Source organism: Aureimonas sp. Leaf324, assembly GCF_001423245.1.
In the GTDB taxonomy this organism is placed as follows: Bacteria; Pseudomonadota; Alphaproteobacteria; order Rhizobiales; family Rhizobiaceae; genus Aureimonas.
The window spans coordinates 1-17256 of the sequence record NZ_LMOH01000003.1 but is presented as its reverse complement, the minus strand read 5'-3'; the positions used below and the strand labels follow the sequence as shown (position 1 = coordinate 17256).

At 64.4% G+C, this 17256-nt stretch carries 29 protein-coding genes and 1 pseudogene; all 30 read right to left on the bottom strand.

Annotation, left to right across the window (positions count from 1 at the left end; all coding sequences use genetic code 11):
• Positions 1 to 164 precede the first annotated feature (164 nt).
• A complete protein-coding gene (locus tag ASF65_RS04030) occupies positions 165 to 1184 on the bottom strand; it encodes an NAD-dependent epimerase/dehydratase family protein (protein ID WP_055885555.1) in 1020 nt (339 codons plus the stop codon).
• A gap of 85 nt (positions 1185 to 1269) precedes the next feature.
• On the bottom strand, positions 1270 to 1692 hold the full coding sequence (rplQ, locus tag ASF65_RS04025) for a 50S ribosomal protein L17 (RefSeq protein ID WP_055885553.1): 423 nt from the start codon (positions 1690 to 1692) through the stop codon (positions 1270 to 1272).
• A gap of 144 nt (positions 1693 to 1836) precedes the next feature.
• Entirely contained in the window at positions 1837 to 2856 is a 1020-nt protein-coding gene (locus ASF65_RS04020; protein WP_055885550.1) for a DNA-directed RNA polymerase subunit alpha, read from the bottom strand.
• Between the two features lie 136 nt (positions 2857 to 2992).
• Positions 2993 to 3382 (bottom strand): 30S ribosomal protein S11, encoded by a 390-nt coding sequence (gene rpsK / locus ASF65_RS04015; RefSeq protein WP_055885547.1) that lies wholly within the window; start codon positions 3380 to 3382, stop codon positions 2993 to 2995.
• Positions 3383 to 3495: 113 nt separating this feature from the next.
• Complete coding sequence (gene rpsM / locus ASF65_RS04010) at positions 3496 to 3864, bottom strand: 30S ribosomal protein S13 (RefSeq protein ID WP_055885544.1); 369 nt, start codon at positions 3862 to 3864, stop codon at positions 3496 to 3498.
• 169 nt (positions 3865 to 4033) lie between these two features.
• Entirely contained in the window at positions 4034 to 4627 is a 594-nt protein-coding gene (locus tag ASF65_RS04005; RefSeq protein ID WP_055885542.1) for an adenylate kinase, read from the bottom strand.
• Positions 4624 to 5967: a preprotein translocase subunit SecY gene (gene secY, locus ASF65_RS04000; RefSeq protein WP_055885539.1), complete on the bottom strand. Its 1344-nt coding sequence runs from the start codon at positions 5965 to 5967 to the stop codon at positions 4624 to 4626. Before secY ends, ASF65_RS04005 begins: the two co-directional genes overlap by 4 nt.
• Before the next feature lie 206 nt (positions 5968 to 6173).
• Entirely contained in the window at positions 6174 to 6650 is a 477-nt protein-coding gene (rplO, locus tag ASF65_RS03995) for a 50S ribosomal protein L15 (RefSeq protein WP_055885536.1), read from the bottom strand.
• Positions 6651 to 6666: 16 nt separating this feature from the next.
• Positions 6667 to 6873: a 50S ribosomal protein L30 gene (gene rpmD, locus ASF65_RS03990; protein ID WP_156369158.1), complete on the bottom strand. Its 207-nt coding sequence runs from the start codon at positions 6871 to 6873 to the stop codon at positions 6667 to 6669.
• A 59-nt stretch (positions 6874 to 6932) separates the two neighbouring features.
• Positions 6933 to 7484, bottom strand: a complete 552-nt coding sequence (gene rpsE / locus ASF65_RS03985; RefSeq protein WP_055885533.1) for a 30S ribosomal protein S5 — start codon at positions 7482 to 7484, stop codon at positions 6933 to 6935.
• A 140-nt stretch (positions 7485 to 7624) separates the two neighbouring features.
• Positions 7625 to 7987, bottom strand: coding sequence for a 50S ribosomal protein L18 (rplR, locus tag ASF65_RS03980; protein WP_055885530.1), 363 nt, complete (start codon positions 7985 to 7987; stop codon positions 7625 to 7627).
• A gap of 10 nt (positions 7988 to 7997) precedes the next feature.
• Positions 7998 to 8531 carry a 50S ribosomal protein L6 gene (rplF, locus tag ASF65_RS03975; protein ID WP_055885528.1) on the bottom strand — a complete coding sequence of 178 codons (534 nt, stop codon included), beginning with the start codon at positions 8529 to 8531 and terminating at the stop codon, positions 7998 to 8000.
• Between the two features lie 44 nt (positions 8532 to 8575).
• Positions 8576 to 8974, bottom strand: a complete 399-nt coding sequence (gene rpsH, locus ASF65_RS03970; protein WP_055885525.1) for a 30S ribosomal protein S8 — start codon at positions 8972 to 8974, stop codon at positions 8576 to 8578.
• A gap of 12 nt (positions 8975 to 8986) precedes the next feature.
• On the bottom strand, positions 8987 to 9292 hold the full coding sequence (rpsN, locus tag ASF65_RS03965) for a 30S ribosomal protein S14 (protein ID WP_055885522.1): 306 nt from the start codon (positions 9290 to 9292) through the stop codon (positions 8987 to 8989).
• A 21-nt stretch (positions 9293 to 9313) separates the two neighbouring features.
• The gene (gene rplE, locus ASF65_RS03960; RefSeq protein WP_055885520.1) at positions 9314 to 9871 is read right to left on the bottom strand and encodes a 50S ribosomal protein L5; all 558 of its coding nucleotides are present in this window, start codon (positions 9869 to 9871) and stop codon (positions 9314 to 9316) included.
• Entirely contained in the window at positions 9864 to 10187 is a 324-nt protein-coding gene (gene rplX / locus ASF65_RS03955) for a 50S ribosomal protein L24 (RefSeq protein ID WP_055885517.1), read from the bottom strand. Before rplX ends, rplE begins: the two co-directional genes overlap by 8 nt.
• 12 nt (positions 10188 to 10199) lie before the next feature.
• Positions 10200 to 10568 carry a 50S ribosomal protein L14 gene (gene rplN, locus ASF65_RS03950; RefSeq protein ID WP_055885514.1) on the bottom strand — a complete coding sequence of 123 codons (369 nt, stop codon included), beginning with the start codon at positions 10566 to 10568 and terminating at the stop codon, positions 10200 to 10202.
• Between the two features lie 67 nt (positions 10569 to 10635).
• On the bottom strand, positions 10636 to 10881 hold the full coding sequence (rpsQ, locus tag ASF65_RS03945) for a 30S ribosomal protein S17 (RefSeq protein WP_055885512.1): 246 nt from the start codon (positions 10879 to 10881) through the stop codon (positions 10636 to 10638).
• A gap of 12 nt (positions 10882 to 10893) precedes the next feature.
• Positions 10894 to 11094, bottom strand: a complete 201-nt coding sequence (gene rpmC, locus ASF65_RS03940) for a 50S ribosomal protein L29 (protein WP_055885509.1) — start codon at positions 11092 to 11094, stop codon at positions 10894 to 10896.
• 11 nt (positions 11095 to 11105) lie between these two features.
• On the bottom strand, positions 11106 to 11519 hold the full coding sequence (gene rplP / locus ASF65_RS03935; RefSeq protein WP_055885507.1) for a 50S ribosomal protein L16: 414 nt from the start codon (positions 11517 to 11519) through the stop codon (positions 11106 to 11108).
• Between the two features lie 26 nt (positions 11520 to 11545).
• Positions 11546 to 12274: a 30S ribosomal protein S3 gene (gene rpsC / locus ASF65_RS03930; RefSeq protein WP_055885504.1), complete on the bottom strand. Its 729-nt coding sequence runs from the start codon at positions 12272 to 12274 to the stop codon at positions 11546 to 11548.
• Positions 12274 to 12660, bottom strand: a complete 387-nt coding sequence (gene rplV / locus ASF65_RS03925) for a 50S ribosomal protein L22 (RefSeq protein WP_055885501.1) — start codon at positions 12658 to 12660, stop codon at positions 12274 to 12276. Before rplV ends, rpsC begins: the two co-directional genes overlap by 1 nt.
• Before the next feature lies 1 nt (position 12661).
• Positions 12662 to 12940 carry a 30S ribosomal protein S19 gene (gene rpsS / locus ASF65_RS03920; RefSeq protein ID WP_055885498.1) on the bottom strand — a complete coding sequence of 93 codons (279 nt, stop codon included), beginning with the start codon at positions 12938 to 12940 and terminating at the stop codon, positions 12662 to 12664.
• Between the two features lie 12 nt (positions 12941 to 12952).
• Positions 12953 to 13789 (bottom strand): 50S ribosomal protein L2, encoded by an 837-nt coding sequence (gene rplB, locus ASF65_RS03915; RefSeq protein ID WP_055885495.1) that lies wholly within the window; start codon positions 13787 to 13789, stop codon positions 12953 to 12955.
• A 25-nt stretch (positions 13790 to 13814) separates the two neighbouring features.
• Positions 13815 to 14108, bottom strand: coding sequence for a 50S ribosomal protein L23 (locus tag ASF65_RS03910; RefSeq protein WP_055885492.1), 294 nt, complete (start codon positions 14106 to 14108; stop codon positions 13815 to 13817).
• Positions 14105 to 14725, bottom strand: a complete 621-nt coding sequence (rplD, locus tag ASF65_RS03905; RefSeq protein ID WP_055885488.1) for a 50S ribosomal protein L4 — start codon at positions 14723 to 14725, stop codon at positions 14105 to 14107. Before rplD ends, ASF65_RS03910 begins: the two co-directional genes overlap by 4 nt.
• A complete protein-coding gene (rplC, locus tag ASF65_RS03900; protein ID WP_055885486.1) occupies positions 14725 to 15441 on the bottom strand; it encodes a 50S ribosomal protein L3 in 717 nt (238 codons plus the stop codon). Before rplC ends, rplD begins: the two co-directional genes overlap by 1 nt.
• 63 nt (positions 15442 to 15504) lie before the next feature.
• Complete coding sequence (rpsJ, locus tag ASF65_RS03895; protein ID WP_006205468.1) at positions 15505 to 15813, bottom strand: 30S ribosomal protein S10; 309 nt, start codon at positions 15811 to 15813, stop codon at positions 15505 to 15507.
• A 168-nt stretch (positions 15814 to 15981) separates the two neighbouring features.
• Positions 15982 to 16094 (bottom strand): annotated as a pseudogene (locus ASF65_RS21965) (elongation factor Tu); the annotation flags it as partial.
• Position 16095: 1 nt separating this feature from the next.
• The coding region (gene tuf / locus ASF65_RS21615; RefSeq protein ID WP_210166636.1) for an elongation factor Tu at positions 16096 to 17256 on the bottom strand (1161 nt) is incomplete at both ends.

Below are 17256 nucleotides of genomic sequence, written 5' to 3'. Positions count from 1 at the left end.
CCTGAAAAATGCCGCAGACCACCAAAGGTTGCGTGCCGTTCTTCCAAACTTGTGCGGAGCTACCGTCGTCGCCCTCATCGCACGCTCGCAGGCAAGGCGCTATCGCGGCCGGGCAACACCCACAGGATATGCATTGCATCGGTTAGAGGGGCTGCGGTCGGATCTCAGACGCAGCGATGTCGGACGAGGCTCTCGCCGAGCGCCACCACAGCCTCGCGCACGGGGGTGAAGCGGATCCCGAGACGGTCGCGCGCCGGCGACGTGTCCACCGTTTTCGCTCGCCCGAGGTCATCCGCCAGCATCGCCGCTCCCGGTGAAATCAGCGCGCCGAGGCGGATCAGCGTCGACGGAAGCTTGTGGCGCGGCAGGCGCCGGCTGCGATCGGGAAAGGCTTCGGCGAGAAAAGCAGCCAGTTGCAACAGCGACGGCGTTTCGGGTGCTGCGAGCAGAAACCGCCGCTTGGCCTCCGGGGCCAGCATCGCTCGAACATGCGCCCGTGCCACGTCCCGAACGTCGACCGACGGAATCGCGATATCGGGCAGCAGCGGCAGCCGCCCCTTCATCATCGACGCGACGAGTTGCGCCGACGTGCCGAGCCGCTGGTCGAGAACGGGCCCGAGGACGAGACCCGGATTGATCGTGGACAGCTGAAGGCCCGTTTCGCGCGACACGTCCCAAGCCGCGAGTTCAGCGACGGTCTTCGATCGCGCGTAAGGCGATACGGCGCGGCTCGAAAGATCGGTGAAATCGCCTTCGTCGAACGGGCGGACACGATCACGCGGGTGACCGTAGAAGACGGCGGCCACGGACGACGTGACCACGGCCCGCTCGGCGCCAGCTCGGGCGGCCGCCCGCAGGACGGTCTCGGTCCCATGTCTCGCAAGTTCAACAAGCCGCTCCGGCCGGCGCGGCTGCACCAACGGAAAAGGCGAAGCCGTATGGAGAACATACCGGCAGCCGGCGACGGCCTCGGCCCAGCCCGTGTCTGATCCGAGATCGGCCTCGACAAACTCGCAGCGTTCGGGATCGCTGCCCTCGGCACGGACCACGGCCCGCACCTCGTCGGCGCGGCGCTGCCCGCGCACCGTCCCGCGCACGTCGAACCCTTCGCCGAGAAGACTGAGGACGATGTGTTTCGCGATGAAGCCGGATGCTCCGGTCACCAGAACCCTGCCGCGCGCCATCCGTCATCTCCGCTGAAGTCAGGACAGCAAAAAGGGGCCCGCGGGCCCCTTTTCAATGGCGATCGGGTCGCGATGCGACGAAGCGTCAGGCCGCTTCGTTCTGCGCCTCGGCCTCGAGGCGCGCGCGGTCGACGGCGCCACGGGCGTTAACGTCGCGCTCGACGAACTCGATGACCGCCAGCGGGGCGTTGTCGCCACGGCGGAAGCCGGCCTTTAGAACGCGGCAGTAGCCACCGTTGCGATCGGCGTAACGCGAGGCGATCGTGTCGAAGAGCTTGCGCACGGCAGCCTCGTCGCGGATCTGGCTGATCGCCTGACGACGTGCGTGCAGGTCGCCGCGCTTGCCGAGGGTGATCAACTTCTCGACGATCGGACGCAGGTCCTTCGCCTTGGGAAGAGTGGTGACGATCTGCTCGTGCACGATCAGCGACGCCGCCATGTTGGCGAACATCGCCTTGCGGTGCTCGTGGGTGCGGTTGAGCTTACGACCGGAATTGCCGTGGCGCATGGGTGTTTCTCCTCAGTCAGGTCCGGCTTGTCGCCGGGGACGGCATCCTCGCAACCCGGCTTGATGCCGGCGCATGTGCCTTTGAATCTTTGGGATATGCGAGGCGCCCGCCGCTGATGCGGCGAGCACCATGTTCGGGCCGGATCAGTACTGATCCTCGTAGCGCTTGGCCAGATCGTCGATGTTCTCCGGCGGCCAGGCGCTGACTTCCATGCCGAGGTGCAGGCCCATCGAGGCCAACACTTCCTTGATCTCGTTCAGCGACTTGCGTCCGAAGTTGGGAGTGCGGAGCATTTCCGCCTCGGTCTTCTGGATCAGGTCGCCGATATAGACGATGTTGTCGTTCTTCAGGCAGTTCGCCGAACGGACGGACAGCTCGAGCTCGTCCACCTTCTTCAGCAGGGCTGGGTTGAAGGCGAGCTCGGCGATCTGCTCCTCGGCGCCGCGCACCTCGCGCTGCGGCTCCTCGAAGTTGACGAACACCGAGAGCTGGTCCTGCAGGATGCGCGCGGCATAGGCCACGGCGTCCTCGCCGCTGATGGAGCCGTCGGTGACGATCTCCATCGTCAGCTTGTCCTTGTTCAGGTCCTGCCCCTCGCGGGTATTCTCGACCTTGTAGGACACCTTCTTCACCGGCGAGAACAGGGCGTCGACGGGGATGAGCCCGATCGGCGCATCCTCGGCGCGGTTCTGGTCGGCCGGTACGTAGCCCTTGCCGGTATTGACCGTGAACTCCATGCGGATCTCGGCGCCCTCGTCGAGGGTGCAGATCTCGTGCTCGGGGTTCAGGATCTCGATGTCGCCGACGGTCTGGATGTCACCGGCCGTGACGACGCCGGGGCCCGACTTGCGAAGCACCATGCGCTTCGGACCGTCGCCCTGCATGCCGATCGAGACTTCCTTCACGTTCAGGACGATGTCCGTCACGTCCTCGCGCACGCCGGCGATCGAGGAGAATTCATGCAGCACACCGTCGATCTGGATCGCGGTGACGGCCGCGCCCTGGAGCGACGACAGAAGAACGCGGCGAAGCGCGTTGCCGAGCGTCAGGCCGAAGCCGCGCTCAAGGGGTTCCGCCACGAGCGACGCCTTCGTGCGGCTTCCGCCGCTCTTGAAGACGACCTGGTTCGGCTTCGTGAGGTTCTGCCAGTTGCTGGCGATCATGTCGCTTGCCTTTCAGCTACCTCGCCACCATCCAATCGTGGCGATAGGTCCCTTGGGAAGGATCGGCTTCCCGAATACGGCGAAAGCCGCGCAGTCCATGGCGGACTGCGCGGCATAGTCTCGAAACTGCGCTCGCTTAGACGCGGCGCTTCTTGCGCGGGCGAACGCCGTTGTGCGGGATCGGGGTCACGTCGCGGATCGACGTGATCGTGAAGCCAGCAGCCTGCAGAGCGCGCAGAGCCGACTCGCGGCCGGAACCCGGACCCGACACCTCAACCTCGAGGGTCCGCATGCCGTGCTCCTGAGCCTTCTTGGCGGCATCCTCAGCGGCGATCTGCGCGGCGAAAGGCGTCGACTTGCGCGACCCCTTGAAGCCCTGCGCGCCGGCCGAAGACCAGGCGATGGTGTTGCCCTGCGCATCCGTGATGGTGATCAGGGTGTTGTTGAACGAGGAGTTCACGTGGGCGACGCCCGACGTGATGTTCTTGCGTTCGCGACGACGGATGCGCTGTGCGTCCTTGGCCATTTTCTTATCCTTGGATCTCGACACCGCCGTAATGCCGGCGGCTCCACCGGCCGGAAAGCACATGGCTTCCGGCCATCAAACACGACCGACCCGGACGATCCGGGTCGACCCGATTACTTCTTCTTGCCGGCGATCGCCTTGGCCGGACCCTTGCGGGTGCGGGCATTCGTGTGCGTGCGCTGGCCGCGAACCGGCAGCCCGCGACGATGACGCAGGCCACGGTAGCAGCCGAGGTCCATGAGGCGCTTGATGTTCATCGACGTCTCGCGACGCAGATCACCCTCGACGCGGTAGTCGCGGTCGATGAGTTCGCGAATCTGAAGCACCTCGGCGTCGGACAGCTCGTTCACGCGGCGCTCGGCCGAGAGATTCGCCTTGTCCATGATCTCCTGCGCGAAGCGCGGGCCGATGCCATGGATGTACTGAAGCGCGATGAGAACGCGCTTGTTGGTCGGAATATTGACGCCTGCAATACGGGCCAAGTGAGCCTCCTTTGGTCGCGGATCCGCCACGACACTGATCTGCACGACCCGTCAGGGCCGCTCCTAAACGCCAAGCGACCGTACGCAACGCTTCCGCGTATGCGCCGATCGCCTGATGATGCGCGAATTGGACCGGTCCTTATAAGATTCCCCGGCCCTTAGTCAACCGTCAGGCCGAAACCTGCGTGGTCAGCAGCGTCTCGATCTCATCGGTGACGTGATCGACCGGCGCCATGCCGTCGATCTCCCGCAGGAGACCGCGTTCACGATAGTAGGGCGAGACGGCCGCCGTCGCCTGACGGAACTCGCGAAGACGCCGGTGAAACACCTCCGGCGTATCGTCCTTGCGAACCGGCAGGCCGGCTTCGGCGGTTTCCCGCGCGCGCTTCTCGATGCGCTCGACGAGCTTCTGCTCGTCGACACGGAACTCGAGAACGGCGTCGATGGCGAGCTTGCGCTCGTCCAGCATGTCGTCGAGCGCCCTCGCCTGCGCCACCGTCCGAGGGAAACCATCCAGAATGAAGCCCTTACGGGCGTCGTCCTGGTCGATGCGGTCCGCAACGATGCCGATAACGATCTCGTCCGAGACGAGCTGACCGGCATCCATCACGGCCTGGGCCCGACGCCCGACATCCGTCCCCTTGGCTACGGCTTCCCGCAGCATGTCGCCGGTCGAAAGCTGCGGTATCCCATGCCGCTCGACCAGACGATGCGCCTGAGTCCCCTTCCCCGCCCCGGGGGGGCCCAGCAGTATGACCCTCATCGAGCTCCTCGCCTTCCTCCGCGCAGCTTCGCCTTCTTGACGAGGCCTTCGTATTGGTGCGCCAGCAGGTGTCCCTGAACCTGCGCAACCGTATCCATCGTCACCGACACGACGATCAGCAGCGACGTACCGCCCAGATAGAACGGAATGCCGGCGGCCGAGATCAGGATCTCCGGGAGGAGGCAGATCACCACGAGGTAGATCGCGCCCACCACGGTGATGCGTGTGAGAACGTAGTCGATGTAATCGGCGGTCCTCTCGCCCGGGCGGATGCCCGGAATGAAGCCGCCATGCTTCTTCAGGTTGTCCGCCGTGTCCTTCGGATTGAAGACGATGGCGGTGTAGAAGAAGGCGAAGAATGCGATCATGCCAGCATACAGAAGCATGTAGAGCGGCCGACCGTGGCCGAGCGACGCGATGATCGCCGTCGCCCATCCCGGCAGGGTGCTCGTGTCGGCGAAGTTCGCGATCGTGACCGGCAGGAGCAGCAAGGACGAGGCGAAGATCGGCGGAATGACGCCGGCAGTGTTCAGCTTCAGCGGCAGATGCGACGTGTCGCCCTGGAACATCCGGTTGCCGACCTGGCGCTTCGGGTACTGGATCAGAAGCCGGCGCTGCGCCCGCTCGAAGAAGACGACACCGGCGATACAGGCGACGACCACCACGACGACGATCAGGATGATCGCGGTCGACAGCGCGCCCGTGCGGCCGAGTTCCAGAAGGTTGGCGAGCGCCGACGGCAGGTTCGCCGCGATGCCCGCGAAGATGATCAGCGAGATGCCGTTGCCGATGCCCCGCGCCGTGATCTGCTCGCCGATCCACATCAGGAACATCGTGCCACCCACCAGCGTGATGACGCTGGACAGGATGAAGAACGTGCCGGGATTGGTGACGATGCTGCTCGTCGACTGGAGACCCGCCGCGATTCCGTAGGCCTGGACAGTGGCGAGGAGAACCGTGCCGTAGCGGGTGTACTGGTTGATGATCTTGCGGCCGGATTCACCCTCCTTCTTGAGGGCTTCCAGCGAGGGAATGACCGAGGTCATCAGCTGAATGATGATCGACGCGGAGATGTACGGCATGATGCCGAGCGCGAAGATCGCCATGCGACCGACGGCCCCGCCGGCGAACATGTTGAACAGGCCGAGGATGCCCGTCGACTGCTGCTGGAACGCCTGCGCCAACGCGTGCGGATCGATGCCGGGCATCGGGATATAGGTGCCGAGCCGATAGACCAGGAGCGCCCCCAGCGTGAACCAGATGCGCTTCTTCAGGTCTTCCGCCTTCGAGAAGGCGGAGAAGTTCAGGTTTGCGGCAAGTTGTTCCGCGGCCGATGCCATGTCTGCGCTCTCTCCGGATGATCCGACACGGGCAGCCCGACGCAATGCGCAAGCCACGCGGACGATTCCGACACGTTCGTGACGTTATGTAGAACGGCCTAGCGATGCGAATTACAAGACAAATTCGGTCGTCGGGCGGTCCTGCAAGAAAAAAGCCGCCCTCGTGTGGGAGGGCGGCTTTCGAACTTCAACCGCAAGGCGGAGGTTCAGGCTTCCGCCGCGGCCTTCTGCGGAACGGTGAGCGTGCCACCGGCCTTCTCGACCTTCTCGATCGCGGAACGCGACGCGCCATCGGCCTGGATCGTCAGCTTGGCGGAGACTTCCCCGTCACCGAGGATCCGCACGCCATCCCGCGCACGGTTCACGAGACCGGCAGCCTGAAGGGCCGCCATGTCGATCGTCGCCTTCGCGTCGAGCTTGCCGGCCTCGATCGCCTGGGCGATCTTGTCCAGCGACACGATGTTGAACGACTTGGCGAAGATGTTCACGAAGCCGCGCTTCGGAAGGCGACGATAGAGCGGCATCTGGCCACCCTCGAAGCCGTTGATCGCAACGCCGGAGCGGGCCTTTTGGCCCTTGACGCCACGACCACCGGTCTTGCCGGAACCCGAACCGATGCCACGACCGAGACGCTTGCGCGAATGGGTGGCGCCGTCCTTATCGGCGATCTCGTTGAGCTTCATCTCGTTTACTCCCGGCTCACTGGCCGTCGACGACGCGGACGAGGTGGCTGACCTTGGCGATCATGCCACGGACCGAAGGCGTATCCTCCAGCGTCCGAACGCGGTGCAACTTGTTCAGCCCGAGGCCGATCAGCGTGGCACGCTGCTCGCTCGGACGGCGGATCGGGCTTCCGATCTGTTCGACGGTGATCGTCGAGCCCTGGACTTGGGTCTTGGACATCATTCGGCTCCTTGAAGGGGGACGACGGGCGGCAAGCGCATTGCTGCGCTCGCGCTGCTCCATCAGTCCTCAGCGCCGACCAGGTCGCGACGGCGCGCCTGGAGCGTGGAATACTTGATGCCGCGACGGGCAGCGACATCCTTCGGATGCATCTGACCCTTCAGGGCGTCGAACGTGGCACGAACCATGTTGTACGGGTTCGACGAGCCGAGCGACTTGGCGACGACGTCGTGCATGCCGACGGCCTCGAACACGGCGCGCATCGGACCACCGGCGATGATGCCGGTACCGGCCTCGGCGGTGCGCAGCAGGACCTTGCCGGCGCCGTGACGACCGGCCACGTCGTGGTGCAGCGTGCGACCGTCGCGCAGCGGCACGAAGATCAGGTCGCGCTTGGCGGCTTCCGTAGCCTTGCGGATGGCTTCCGGCACTTCGCGCGCCTTGCCATGGCCGAAACCCACGCGGCCCTTCAGGTCGCCGACGACGACGAGCGCGGCGAAGCCGAAGCGACGGCCACCCTTGACCACCTTGGCGACGCGGTTGATGTGGACGAGCTTGTCGACGAAGCCGTCATCCCGCTCTTCGCGGTCGTTACGTTCATTGCGAGGCGCCATATCCTGTCCTTGTTTTTTTCCGGAGGCGTCCTGGGAAAGGTGCCGATCGATGCGGCACCCGGCTTAAAGCATGACACGGCCGGCAGGAAAACCCACCGGACCGCAATCACACCGAAGATCGACGACCCTTGGGTCGAAGATCAGAAGTTCAGGCCACCCTCGCGGGCAGACTCGGCCAAAGCCTTGATGCGGCCGTGGTAGATGAACGCACCACGATCGAACACGACGTCGGTCACGCCCGCTTCCTTGGCGCGCTCGGCGACGAGCTTGCCAACGGCTGCAGCGGCGGCGGTGTCGGCGCCGGTCTTCAGATCGCCGCGCAGCCCGACATCAAGCGTCGAAGCGGCAGCGAGGGTACGGCCAGCGGCATCGTCGATGATCTGGGCGTAGATGTTCTTCGACGAGCGGTGGACCGAAAGGCGCGGACGCCCGTTCGCCACGGCCTTGATCGAACGGCGGACGCGGGATGCGCGGCGCCGGAGGAGTTCCTTCTGCGTTGCCATGTCCCGAGCCTTACTTCTTCTTGCCTTCCTTACGGACGATCTTCTCGCCCGCGTACTTCACGCCCTTGCCCTTGTAAGGCTCGGGACCGCGGTAATCGCGGATTTCGGCAGCCACCTGACCGACCTGCTGCTTGTCGATGCCGGTGATCACGATCTCGGTCGGCTTCGGAACGACAATCGAAATGCCCTCCGGAACCGGGTAGAGAACGTCGTGGCTGAAGCCGAGCGCCAGCTGCAGGTTCTTGCCCTGCATCGAAGCGCGATAGCCGACGCCGCTGATCTCGAGACGCTTCTCGAAACCATCCTTCACGCCCGACAGGATGTTCACGATCATCGTACGGGACATGCCCCACTTCGAACGCGCATCCTTCGAGTCGTCGCGCGGGTCGACCTTGATCGACCCGTCTTCCATCTTCACGAGCACTTCGTCGTTCACCACGAACGAGAGCTCGCCCTTCGGGCCCTTAGCCCGGACGGTCTGACCGTCGACCGAGGCGGTGACCCCGCCCGGGACGGCAACCGGCTTCTTGCCAATACGAGACATCTGAGAACCTGTCCGTTGATCGCTTGGGAGACCTCGACGCGGCGTCAGAAGACGCGGCAGAGGATCTCGCCACCGACGTTCTGTTCGCGAGCGGCGTGGTCCGCCATGACGCCCTTCGGGGTTGAGAGCACCGAAATGCCCAGGCCGTTGGCGACATGCGGGATCGTCTTCGCCGAAACGTAGACGCGACGGCCGGGCTTCGACACGCGGGAGATCTCCTTGATGACCGGAGCGCCCTCGTAGTACTTGAGCTCGATATTGAACTCAGCCGTACCGTTCTCGAACTTGGTCTCGGAGTAACCCCGGATGTAGCCCTCGTCCTTGAGCACGTCGAGGACGCGCGCGCGGAGCTTGGAGGCAGGGGTGGCGACCGACGTCTTGCTCCGCATCGTGGCGTTGCGGATGCGCGTCAGCATATCGCCGAGAGGATCGGAAAGTGCCATTGCAGTGCCTCCTTACCAGCTCGACTTGACGATGCCCGGGATCTGCCCGGTGTTGCCGAGGTCGCGCAGCGCGATACGGCTCATCTTCAGCTTGCGATAATAGGCGCGCGGACGACCCGTCACCTCACAACGGTTGCGGACGCGAACCTTGGAAGAGTTGCGCGGCAACTCGGCCAGCTGGAGCTGAGCGCGGAAACGCTCCTCCATCGAGGCCTCCTGGTTCGTCGTCACGGCCTTCAGCGCTTCGCGCTTGGCCGCGTACTTGGCGACCAGCTTCTGCCGGCGCTTGTTCTTCTCGATGGCGCTCTTCTTGGCCATAACTTTTCCTTTCGCCTGCCGTTACTGGCGGAACGGGAAGTTCAGCGCCTTCAGAAGGGCGCGGGCTTCTTCGTCAGTCTTCGCCGTCGTACACACGATGATGTCCATGCCCCACATCTGATCAACCTTGTCGTAGTTGATCTCGGGGAACACGATGTGCTCCTTCAAGCCCATGGCGAAGTTGCCACGACCGTCGAAGCTCTTCGGGTTGAGGCCGCGGAAGTCCCGCACGCGGGGCAGAGCGATCTGCACCAGGCGATCCACGAACTCGTACATGCGCTCCTTGCGAAGGGTGACCTTCGCGCCGATCGGCATGTTCTCGCGCACCTTGAACCCGGCGATCGAGTTCCGGGCACGCGTGATGACAGGCTTCTGACCGGCGATCTTCGCCAGGTCTTCCGCCGCGATCGTCGGCTTCTTGGAGTCGCCGGTGGCCTCACCGACGCCCATGTTGATCACGACCTTGTCGAGACGCGGAACTTCCATCTCGTTGGAGTACTTGAACTCCTCGAGAAGCTGCTTGCGGATCTCGTCGCGGTATACGGCCTTGAGCCGAGGCGTGTAGCTGGTCTCAGCCATCGATCTGTTCTCCCGAACGCTTGGCGACGCGCACCTTCTTTGCGTTCTCGCCCTCGCCGACAACCTTGAAACCGACGCGGGTCGGCTTGCCATCCTTCGGGTCGGCGACCGAGAGGTTCGAGAGGTGGATGGGGGCCTCCTTGGAGACGATCCCGGCTTCCTGGCTGGCGGACTGCTTCTGGTGGCGCTTCACCAGGTTGACGCCGGAGACGACCGCACGGTCCTCCTTCGGCATGACCTGGAGCACCTTGCCCGAGCGGCCCTTGTCCTTGCCGGCCAGCACGACGACGTTGTCGCCCTTCTTGATCTTCTGCATCGGTCCGGCTCCTTACAGCACTTCCGGGGCCAGGGAAATGATCTTCATGTGGTTCCGGCCGCGCAGCTCGCGCGGAACGGGTCCGAAGATACGAGTTCCGACAGGCTCCTTCTTGTTGTCGATCAGCACCGCCGCATTGCGGTCGAAGCGGATCACGGAACCGTCCGGGCGGCGGATGTCCTTGGCCGTGCGAACCACGACCGCCTTCATCACGTCACCCTTCTTCACGCGGCCGCGCGGAATGGCTTCCTTGATCGAAACGACGATAATGTCGCCGACCGAGGCATACTTCCGCTTCGAGCCGCCCAGCACCTTGATGCACATGACACGACGGGCGCCGGAATTGTCCGCCACATCGAGGTTTGTTTGCATCTGAATCATGTCAGGCCGCCTTCAAATCACGAGCAGCCGGGGAGCGCAGGATCATGCGCTGCACCCGAGCCTATATTCACTGAGCCGAAGCCTGGGAGGCAACGACGATCCAAGTCTTGTCCTTCGAGATCGGCTTGGTCTCCTCGATGGAGACGATGTCGCCGACCTTGTACTGGTTGGATTCGTCGTGCGCCTTGTACTTCTTCGACCGGCGAACGGTCTTCTTGAAGAGCGGATGCGTGAAGCGACGCTCCACGAGCACGACGACCGTCTTGTCATTCTTATCGGAGACCACGGTCCCCTGCAAAACGCGTTTCGGCATAGTTGACTACCTTCAGGCCTTGGCCGTGCCGGCCTTCTGGCGGGCAATGGTCTTGATCCGGGCGATGTCCCGACGGACTTCCTTGACACGAGACGTGTTCTCGAGCTGGCCCGTGGCACGCTGGAAGCGCAGGTTGAACTGCTCCTTCTTCAGCTTGCCGAGGTCGGCCGTCAGCTCGTCCTGCGTCTTCGTGGTGAGGTCGGAGGCTTTCATCGAATTTCTCCTTACTCGGCGATGCGCTGGATGAACCGCGTGCGGATCGGAAGCTTCGCCGCACCGAGGCGCAGGGCCTCGCGAGCGACGTCTTCCGCCACGCCGTCGATCTCGAACATGATACGACCGGGAGCGACGCGAGCCGCCCAGTACTCGATCGCACCCTTGCCCTTACCCATGCGGACTTCCGTCGGCTTGGCGGTGACCGGCAGGTCCGGGAAGATCCGGATCCAGACGCGGCCCTGGCGCTTCATCTGACGGGTGATCGCGCGGCGAGCCGCCTCGATCTGGCGGGCGGTGACGCGCTCCGGCTCGAGGGCCTTCAGACCGAAGGTCCCGAAGCTGAGCAACGAGCCGCCCTTGGAGTTGCCGTGAATGCGTCCCTTGAACGCCTTCCGGAACTTCGTGCGCTTTGGTTGCAACATTTCCTATTACTCCGAAACTTCGACTATCAGGCGTGCTCGCGCTCGCGCTCACGACGACGGTTGTTGCCGCCACCGGAGTTCGAGCCGTCGCCTTCGACCGCACGACGCTCGGAAGCCATCGGATCGTGCTCCAGGATCTCGCCCTTGAAGATCCAGACCTTCACGCCGCAGACACCGTACGCCGTATGGGCTTCCGCGGTGCCGTAGTCAACATCCGCGCGAAGCGTATGCAGCGGAACGCGGCCCTCGCGGTACCATTCCATGCGGGCGATCTCAGCGCCGCCGAGACGGCCGCCGCAATTGATGCGGATGCCTTCGGCGCCAAGGCGCATCGCCGACTGGACGGCGCGCTTCATCGCACGGCGGAACGCGATGCGGCGCTCCAGCTGCTGGGCGATCGACTGCGCCACCAGCGTCGCGTCGGTCTCGGGCTTCCGGACCTCGACGATGTTGATGTGCGTCTCGGCGTTGGTCATCGCCGCCAGCTTCTTGCGAAGCTTCTCGATGTCAGCGCCCTTCTTGCCAATGACGATGCCCGGACGCGCCGAGTGGATCGTGATGCGGCACTTCTTGTGCGGGCGTTCGATGACGATCTTGGAGACCGCCGCCTGCTTCAGCTCGGCGAGGAGGTACTTGCGGATCGCAAGATCCTCGTGGAGCAGCTGGCCGTACTCGCCGGTGTTGGCGAACCAGCGGGAGTCCCAGGTCCGGTTGATGCCGAGGCGCAGGCCGATCGGATTGACTTTCTGACCCATTACGCGGCCTCCTCTTCGGCCTTCTCGCGGACGATGATCGTCAGGTGCGAGAACGGCTTCTCGACCCGGCTCGCCCGACCGCGACCGCGGGCGTGGAAACGCTTCATCGTGATCGACTTGCCGACGAAAGCCTCGGCGACGACCAGCGTGTCGACGTCAAGATCGTGGTTGTTCTCGGCGTTCGCGATGGCGCTTTCCAGCGTCTTCTTCACCGTCTCGGCGATCCGCTTGCGCGAGAAGGTGAGGTCCGCGAGAGCGCGATCCACCTTCTTGCCGCGGATCATCTGCGCGACGAGGTTGAGTTTCTGCGGGCTCACGCGGATCGTACGGGCGACAGCCTTCGCCTCGTTGTCCTTGAGCACGCGCTCGGCCTTGGCCTTACCCATGTTACTTCCTCTTCGCCTTCTTGTCGGCGCCGTGGCCGTAATAGGTACGGGTCGGGGAGAACTCGCCGAACTTGTGTCCGACCATGTCCTCGTTGACCGAGACCGGGATGTGCTTGTTGCCGTTGTAGACGCCGAACGTCAGACCAACGAACTGCGGCAGGATCGTGGAGCGACGGCTCCAGATCTTGATGACTTCGCTGCGACCACCCGAGCGGACCTTTTCGGCCTTCTTCAGGAGGTAGCCATCAACGAACGGACCTTTCCAGACGGAACGTGTCATGGAGTGTTTCCCTTACTTCTTGCGCTGATGGCGCGAGCGCATGATGAACTTGTCGGTCGCCTTGTTCTGGCGCGTGCGCTTGCCCTTCGTGGGCTTGCCCCAAGGCGTCACCGGGTGACGGCCACCCGAGGTGCGACCCTCACCACCGCCGTGCGGGTGATCGACCGGGTTCATCGCGACGCCGCGAACGTGCGGGCGACGACCGAGCCAGACCGAACGGCCCGCCTTGCCGAGGTTGATGTTGCCGTGGTCCGGATTGGATACGGCACCGACCGTGGCGAAGCACGATCCCGACACCAGACGCTGCTCGCCCGAGTTCAGGCGCAGGATCGCCATGCCCTGGTCGCGACCGACGAGCTGAGCGTAGGCGCCAGCCGAACGGGCGATCTGACCGCCCTTCATCGGCTTCATCTCCACATTGTGGATGATGGTGCCGACCGGCATCGCCGACAGCGGCATCGCGTTGCCCGGCTTGACGTCGATGCCGGTGAGACCCGCCACGACCTTATCGCCGGCAGCCAGACGCTGCGGTGCCAAGATGTAGGACAGCTCGCCGTCCTCGTAGCGGATCAGCGCGATGAACGCGGTGCGGTTCGGATCGTACTCGAGACGCTCCACCGTCGCGACGACGTCAAGCTTGCGACGCTTGAAGTCGATCATGCGGTAGGTGCGCTTGTGTCCGCCGCCCTGATAGCGGGCGGTGATGCGACCCATGTTGTTGCGGCCGCCGCTCGAATGCAGGCCCTCGGTCAACTGCTTGACCGGCTTGCCCTTCCAGAGGCCCGAGCGGTCGACGAGCACCAGCTGGCGGGTGCTCGGGGTGACCGGCTTGAAGTTCTTCAGTGCCATGATCTTCTATCCTCGCAGCCAGCCGTCAGAGACCGGTCGAGACGTCGATGGACTGGCCCTCGGCCAGCGTCACGATCGCCTTCTTCTGGTCGCTCTGGCGGCCCGGACGGCCGCGGAAACGCCGCACCTTGCCCTTGCGGACGAGAGTGTTGACGGCAGTGACCTTGACACCGAACAGAGCCTCGACGGCCGCCTTGATCTGCGGCTTGGTCGCGGTCTTCGCAACGTTGAAGATCACCTGGTTGAACTCGGAGACCAGCGTCGACTTCTCAGTGATGACCGGGCTCGTGATGACGTCGTAATGGCGCAGATCGCTCATTTGAAGCGCTCCTCGAGGGCCTCGACGGCAGCCTTCGACAGGACAAGCGTCTGACGGCGCAGAATGTCGTAAACGTTGATGCCCTGAACCGGCAGAACGTCGATGTTCGGGATGTTGCGGGCCGAGCGAGCGAAGTTCTCGTTCAGCTGCGCGCCACCGATGATCAGCGCGTTCGTCAGGCCGAGGCCCGCGAACTGGGCCAGCACCGCCTTGGTCTTGCCGTCGGCCGAGGTCAGATCGTCGATGACGATCAGGCCGCCCGACTTGGCCTTGGCCGAGAGGGCATGCTTGAGGGCGAGCGCGCGGACCTTCTTGGGAAGATCGTGAGCGTGGCTGCGCGAGACCGGGCCGTGGGCCTTGCCACCGCCGCGGAACTGCGGAGCGCGGGCCGAGCCGTGACGGGCGCGACCGGTGCCCTTCTGCTTGTAGAGCTTGGCACCCGTACGGGCGATCTCGGCGCGGCCCAGCGACTGGTGCGTGCCCTGCTGGCGCTTGGCGAGCTGGTAGCGGACCATGCGCTGGAGGATGTCCTCGCGCGGCTCGAGACCGAAGATCTCGTCAGCGAGGGTCACCGAACCGGCTTCGGCGCCGGCGAGGGTCTTGATCTTGATGTCCATTACTCGGTTCCCTCGGAAGCGGCCGAAGCGCCGTTGTTGGCGGCCTGGCGCAGGGCAGCCGGCTTGGGGGCGTTCTCGGGGAGCTTCGCCTTGACCGCGTCACGGACGAGGATCCAGCCGCCCTTCGAGCCCGGCACGGCGCCGCGGATCAGGAGGAGGCCCTTCTCGGCGTCCGTGCGGACGACCTCGAGGTTCTGGGTCGTCACGCGGGTCTGACCCATGTGACCGGCCATCTTCTTGTTCTTGAAGACCTTGCCCGGATCCTGGCGCTGACCGGTCGAACCGTGCGAGCGGTGCGAGACCGACACGCCGTGCGTGGCGCGAAGACCACCGAAGTTGTGGCGCTTCATGACGCCGGCGAAACCCTTACCGATCGAGGTGCCGGTGACATCCACCAGCTGGCCCGCGACGAAGTGGTCGGCCGTGATTTCGGCGCCCACGTCGATGAGGTTGTCGTCCGACACGCGGAACTCGGCCATCTTGCGCTTCGGCTCGACGGAGGCCTGAGCGAACACGCCGCGCATCGCCTTCGAGGTGTTCTTCACCTTGGCAGTGCCGACACCGAGCTGAACGGCGGTGTAGCCATTCTTGTCCTGGGTGCGCTGACCCACGACCTGGAGGTTCTCGACCTTGAGAACCGTGACCGGCACATGCTCGCCCGCATCATTGTAGATGCGGGTCATGCCGACCTTCTGTGCAATCAAACCTGAACGCATTCTCGTTCTTTCTCCAGAGGAACCTTGAGACCCCGAAAGGTCCTGCCGGTTCTTGTCCGCTCGTTAGAGCTTGATCTCGACGTCGACGCCTGCGGCGAGGTCGAGCTTCATCAGCGCATCGACCGTCTGCGGCGTCGGGTCGACGATGTCGAGCAGCCGCTTGTGGGTGCGCATTTCGAACTGCTCGCGGGACTTCTTGTCCACGTGGGGCGAGCGGTTGACCGTAAACTTCTCGATACGGGTCGGCAGCGGGATGGGCCCGCGCACGTTGGCGCCGGTGCGCTTTGCCGTCGATACGATCTCGCGGGTGGAGGCGTCGAGCACGCGGTGGTCGAACGCCTTCAGGCGGATGCGAATATTCTGGCCGTTCATTGCATTCGTCCTTCCGTCGGAGCCATGCCGGAGTGCCGGCGCTTTCCGATCGCTAAACAGTCTTCAGCCAATCAAACCGGACGCCCGCACGGCGCCCGAACCGCCCCGAAGGGCAAAGAGAACGCGGCGGTGTAGACCGCCGCGCCCTTGATTTCAAGAGGCCAAGCCTTACTCGACGATCGAGGCGACGATACCGGCGCCGACGGTGCGGCCGCCCTCGCGGATGGCGAAGCGCAGCTTCTCTTCCATCGCGATCGGAACGATCAGCTTGACGTCCATCGNGGCGACGATACCGGCGCCGACGGTGCGGCCGCCCTCGCGGATGGCGAAGCGCAGCTTCTCTTCCATCGCGATCGGAACGATCAGCTTGACGTCCATCGTCACGTTGTCGCCCGGCATCACCATCTCGGTGCCCTCCGGCAGCGTCACCACGCCCGTCACGTCCGTCGTGCGGAAGTAGAACTGCGGGCGGTAGTTCGTGAAGAACGGCGTGTGGCGACCGCCCTCCTCCTTCGTCAGGATGTACGCCTCGGCCATGAAGCGCGTGTGCGGCTTCACCGAACCCGGCTTGCACAGGACCTGCCCGCGCTCCACGCCCTCACGGTCCACGCCGCGGATCAGCGCGCCGATGTTGTCGCCCGCCTGGCCCTGGTCCAGGAGCTTGCGGAACATCTCGACGCCCGTCACCGTCGTCTTCTTGTTGTCGCGGATGCCGACGATCTCGACTTCCTCGCCGACCTTCACGATGCCGCGCTCGACGCGACCCGTCACCACCGTGCCGCGGCCCGAGATCGAGAAAACGTCCTCGATCGGCATCAGGAACGGCATGTTGATCGGACGCTCCGGCGTCGGGATGTAGGCGTCGACCTGCTTCATCAGTTCGCGAACCGCGTCCTCGCCGATCTCCTTGTTGGAGTCCTCGAGAGCGGCCAGCGCCGAGCCCTTGACGATCGGAACGTCGTCGCCCGGGAAGTCGTAGGACGACAGGAGCTCGCGAACCTCGAGCTCGACGAGCTCGAGAAGCTCGGCGTCGTCGACCTGGTCCACCTTGTTCAGGAACACCACCAGCGCCGGAACGCCGACCTGGCGCGCCAGGAGGATGTGCTCGCGCGTCTGCGGCATCGGGCCGTCGGCCGCCGAGCAGACCAGGATCGCGCCGTCCATCTGCGCCGCGCCCGTGATCATGTTCTTCACGTAGTCGGCGTGTCCCGGGCAGTCGACGTGCGCGTAGTGACGGTTCTCCGTCTCGTACTCCACGTGCGCCGTCGAGATCGTGATGCCGCGCGCCTTCTCCTCCGGCGCCGCGTCGATCTGGTCGTACGCGCGGAACTCGCCGAAGTACTTCGTGATCGCCGCCGTCAGCGACGTCTTCCCGTGATCAACGTGACCAATCGTCCCGATGTTCACATGCGGCTTGTTACGCTCGAATTTGCTCTTCGCCAT

Coding starts and splice junctions, on each gene's coding strand:
- ASF65_RS04030 (WP_055885555.1), bottom strand. CDS start 1,184: ATGGCGCGCGGCAGGGTTCTGGTGACCGGAGCATCCGGCTTCATCGCG.
- rplQ (WP_055885553.1), bottom strand. CDS start 1,692: ATGCGCCACGGCAATTCCGGTCGTAAGCTCAACCGCACCCACGAGCAC.
- ASF65_RS04020 (WP_055885550.1), bottom strand. CDS start 2,856: ATGATCGCCAGCAACTGGCAGAACCTCACGAAGCCGAACCAGGTCGTC.
- rpsK (WP_055885547.1), bottom strand. CDS start 3,382: ATGGCCAAGGACGCACAGCGCATCCGTCGTCGCGAACGCAAGAACATC.
- ASF65_RS04005 (WP_055885542.1), bottom strand. CDS start 4,627: ATGAGGGTCATACTGCTGGGCCCCCCCGGGGCGGGGAAGGGGACTCAG.
- secY (WP_055885539.1), bottom strand. CDS start 5,967: ATGGCATCGGCCGCGGAACAACTTGCCGCAAACCTGAACTTCTCCGCC.
- rplO (WP_055885536.1), bottom strand. CDS start 6,650: ATGAAGCTCAACGAGATCGCCGATAAGGACGGCGCCACCCATTCGCGC.
- rpmD (WP_156369158.1), bottom strand. CDS start 6,873: ATGATGTCCAAGACCCAAGTCCAGGGCTCGACGATCACCGTCGAACAG.
- rpsE (WP_055885533.1), bottom strand. CDS start 7,484: ATGGCGCCTCGCAATGAACGTAACGACCGCGAAGAGCGGGATGACGGC.
- rplR (WP_055885530.1), bottom strand. CDS start 7,987: ATGGCAACGCAGAAGGAACTCCTCCGGCGCCGCGCATCCCGCGTCCGC.
- rplF (WP_055885528.1), bottom strand. CDS start 8,531: ATGTCTCGTATTGGCAAGAAGCCGGTTGCCGTCCCGGGCGGGGTCACC.
- rpsH (WP_055885525.1), bottom strand. CDS start 8,974: ATGGCACTTTCCGATCCTCTCGGCGATATGCTGACGCGCATCCGCAAC.
- rpsN (WP_055885522.1), bottom strand. CDS start 9,292: ATGGCCAAGAAGAGCGCCATCGAGAAGAACAAGCGCCGGCAGAAGCTG.
- rplE (WP_055885520.1), bottom strand. CDS start 9,871: ATGGCTGAGACCAGCTACACGCCTCGGCTCAAGGCCGTATACCGCGAC.
- rplX (WP_055885517.1), bottom strand. CDS start 10,187: ATGCAGAAGATCAAGAAGGGCGACAACGTCGTCGTGCTGGCCGGCAAG.
- rplN (WP_055885514.1), bottom strand. CDS start 10,568: ATGATTCAGATGCAAACAAACCTCGATGTGGCGGACAATTCCGGCGCC.
- rpsQ (WP_055885512.1), bottom strand. CDS start 10,881: ATGCCGAAACGCGTTTTGCAGGGGACCGTGGTCTCCGATAAGAATGAC.
- rpmC (WP_055885509.1), bottom strand. CDS start 11,094: ATGAAAGCCTCCGACCTCACCACGAAGACGCAGGACGAGCTGACGGCC.
- rplP (WP_055885507.1), bottom strand. CDS start 11,519: ATGTTGCAACCAAAGCGCACGAAGTTCCGGAAGGCGTTCAAGGGACGC.
- rpsC (WP_055885504.1), bottom strand. CDS start 12,274: ATGGGTCAGAAAGTCAATCCGATCGGCCTGCGCCTCGGCATCAACCGG.
- rplV (WP_055885501.1), bottom strand. CDS start 12,660: ATGGGTAAGGCCAAGGCCGAGCGCGTGCTCAAGGACAACGAGGCGAAG.
- rpsS (WP_055885498.1), bottom strand. CDS start 12,940: ATGACACGTTCCGTCTGGAAAGGTCCGTTCGTTGATGGCTACCTCCTG.
- rplB (WP_055885495.1), bottom strand. CDS start 13,789: ATGGCACTGAAGAACTTCAAGCCGGTCACCCCGAGCACCCGCCAGCTG.
- ASF65_RS03910 (WP_055885492.1), bottom strand. CDS start 14,108: ATGAGCGATCTGCGCCATTACGACGTCATCACGAGCCCGGTCATCACT.
- rplD (WP_055885488.1), bottom strand. CDS start 14,725: ATGGACATCAAGATCAAGACCCTCGCCGGCGCCGAAGCCGGTTCGGTG.
- rplC (WP_055885486.1), bottom strand. CDS start 15,441: ATGCGTTCAGGTTTGATTGCACAGAAGGTCGGCATGACCCGCATCTAC.
- rpsJ (WP_006205468.1), bottom strand. CDS start 15,813: ATGAACGGCCAGAATATTCGCATCCGCCTGAAGGCGTTCGACCACCGC.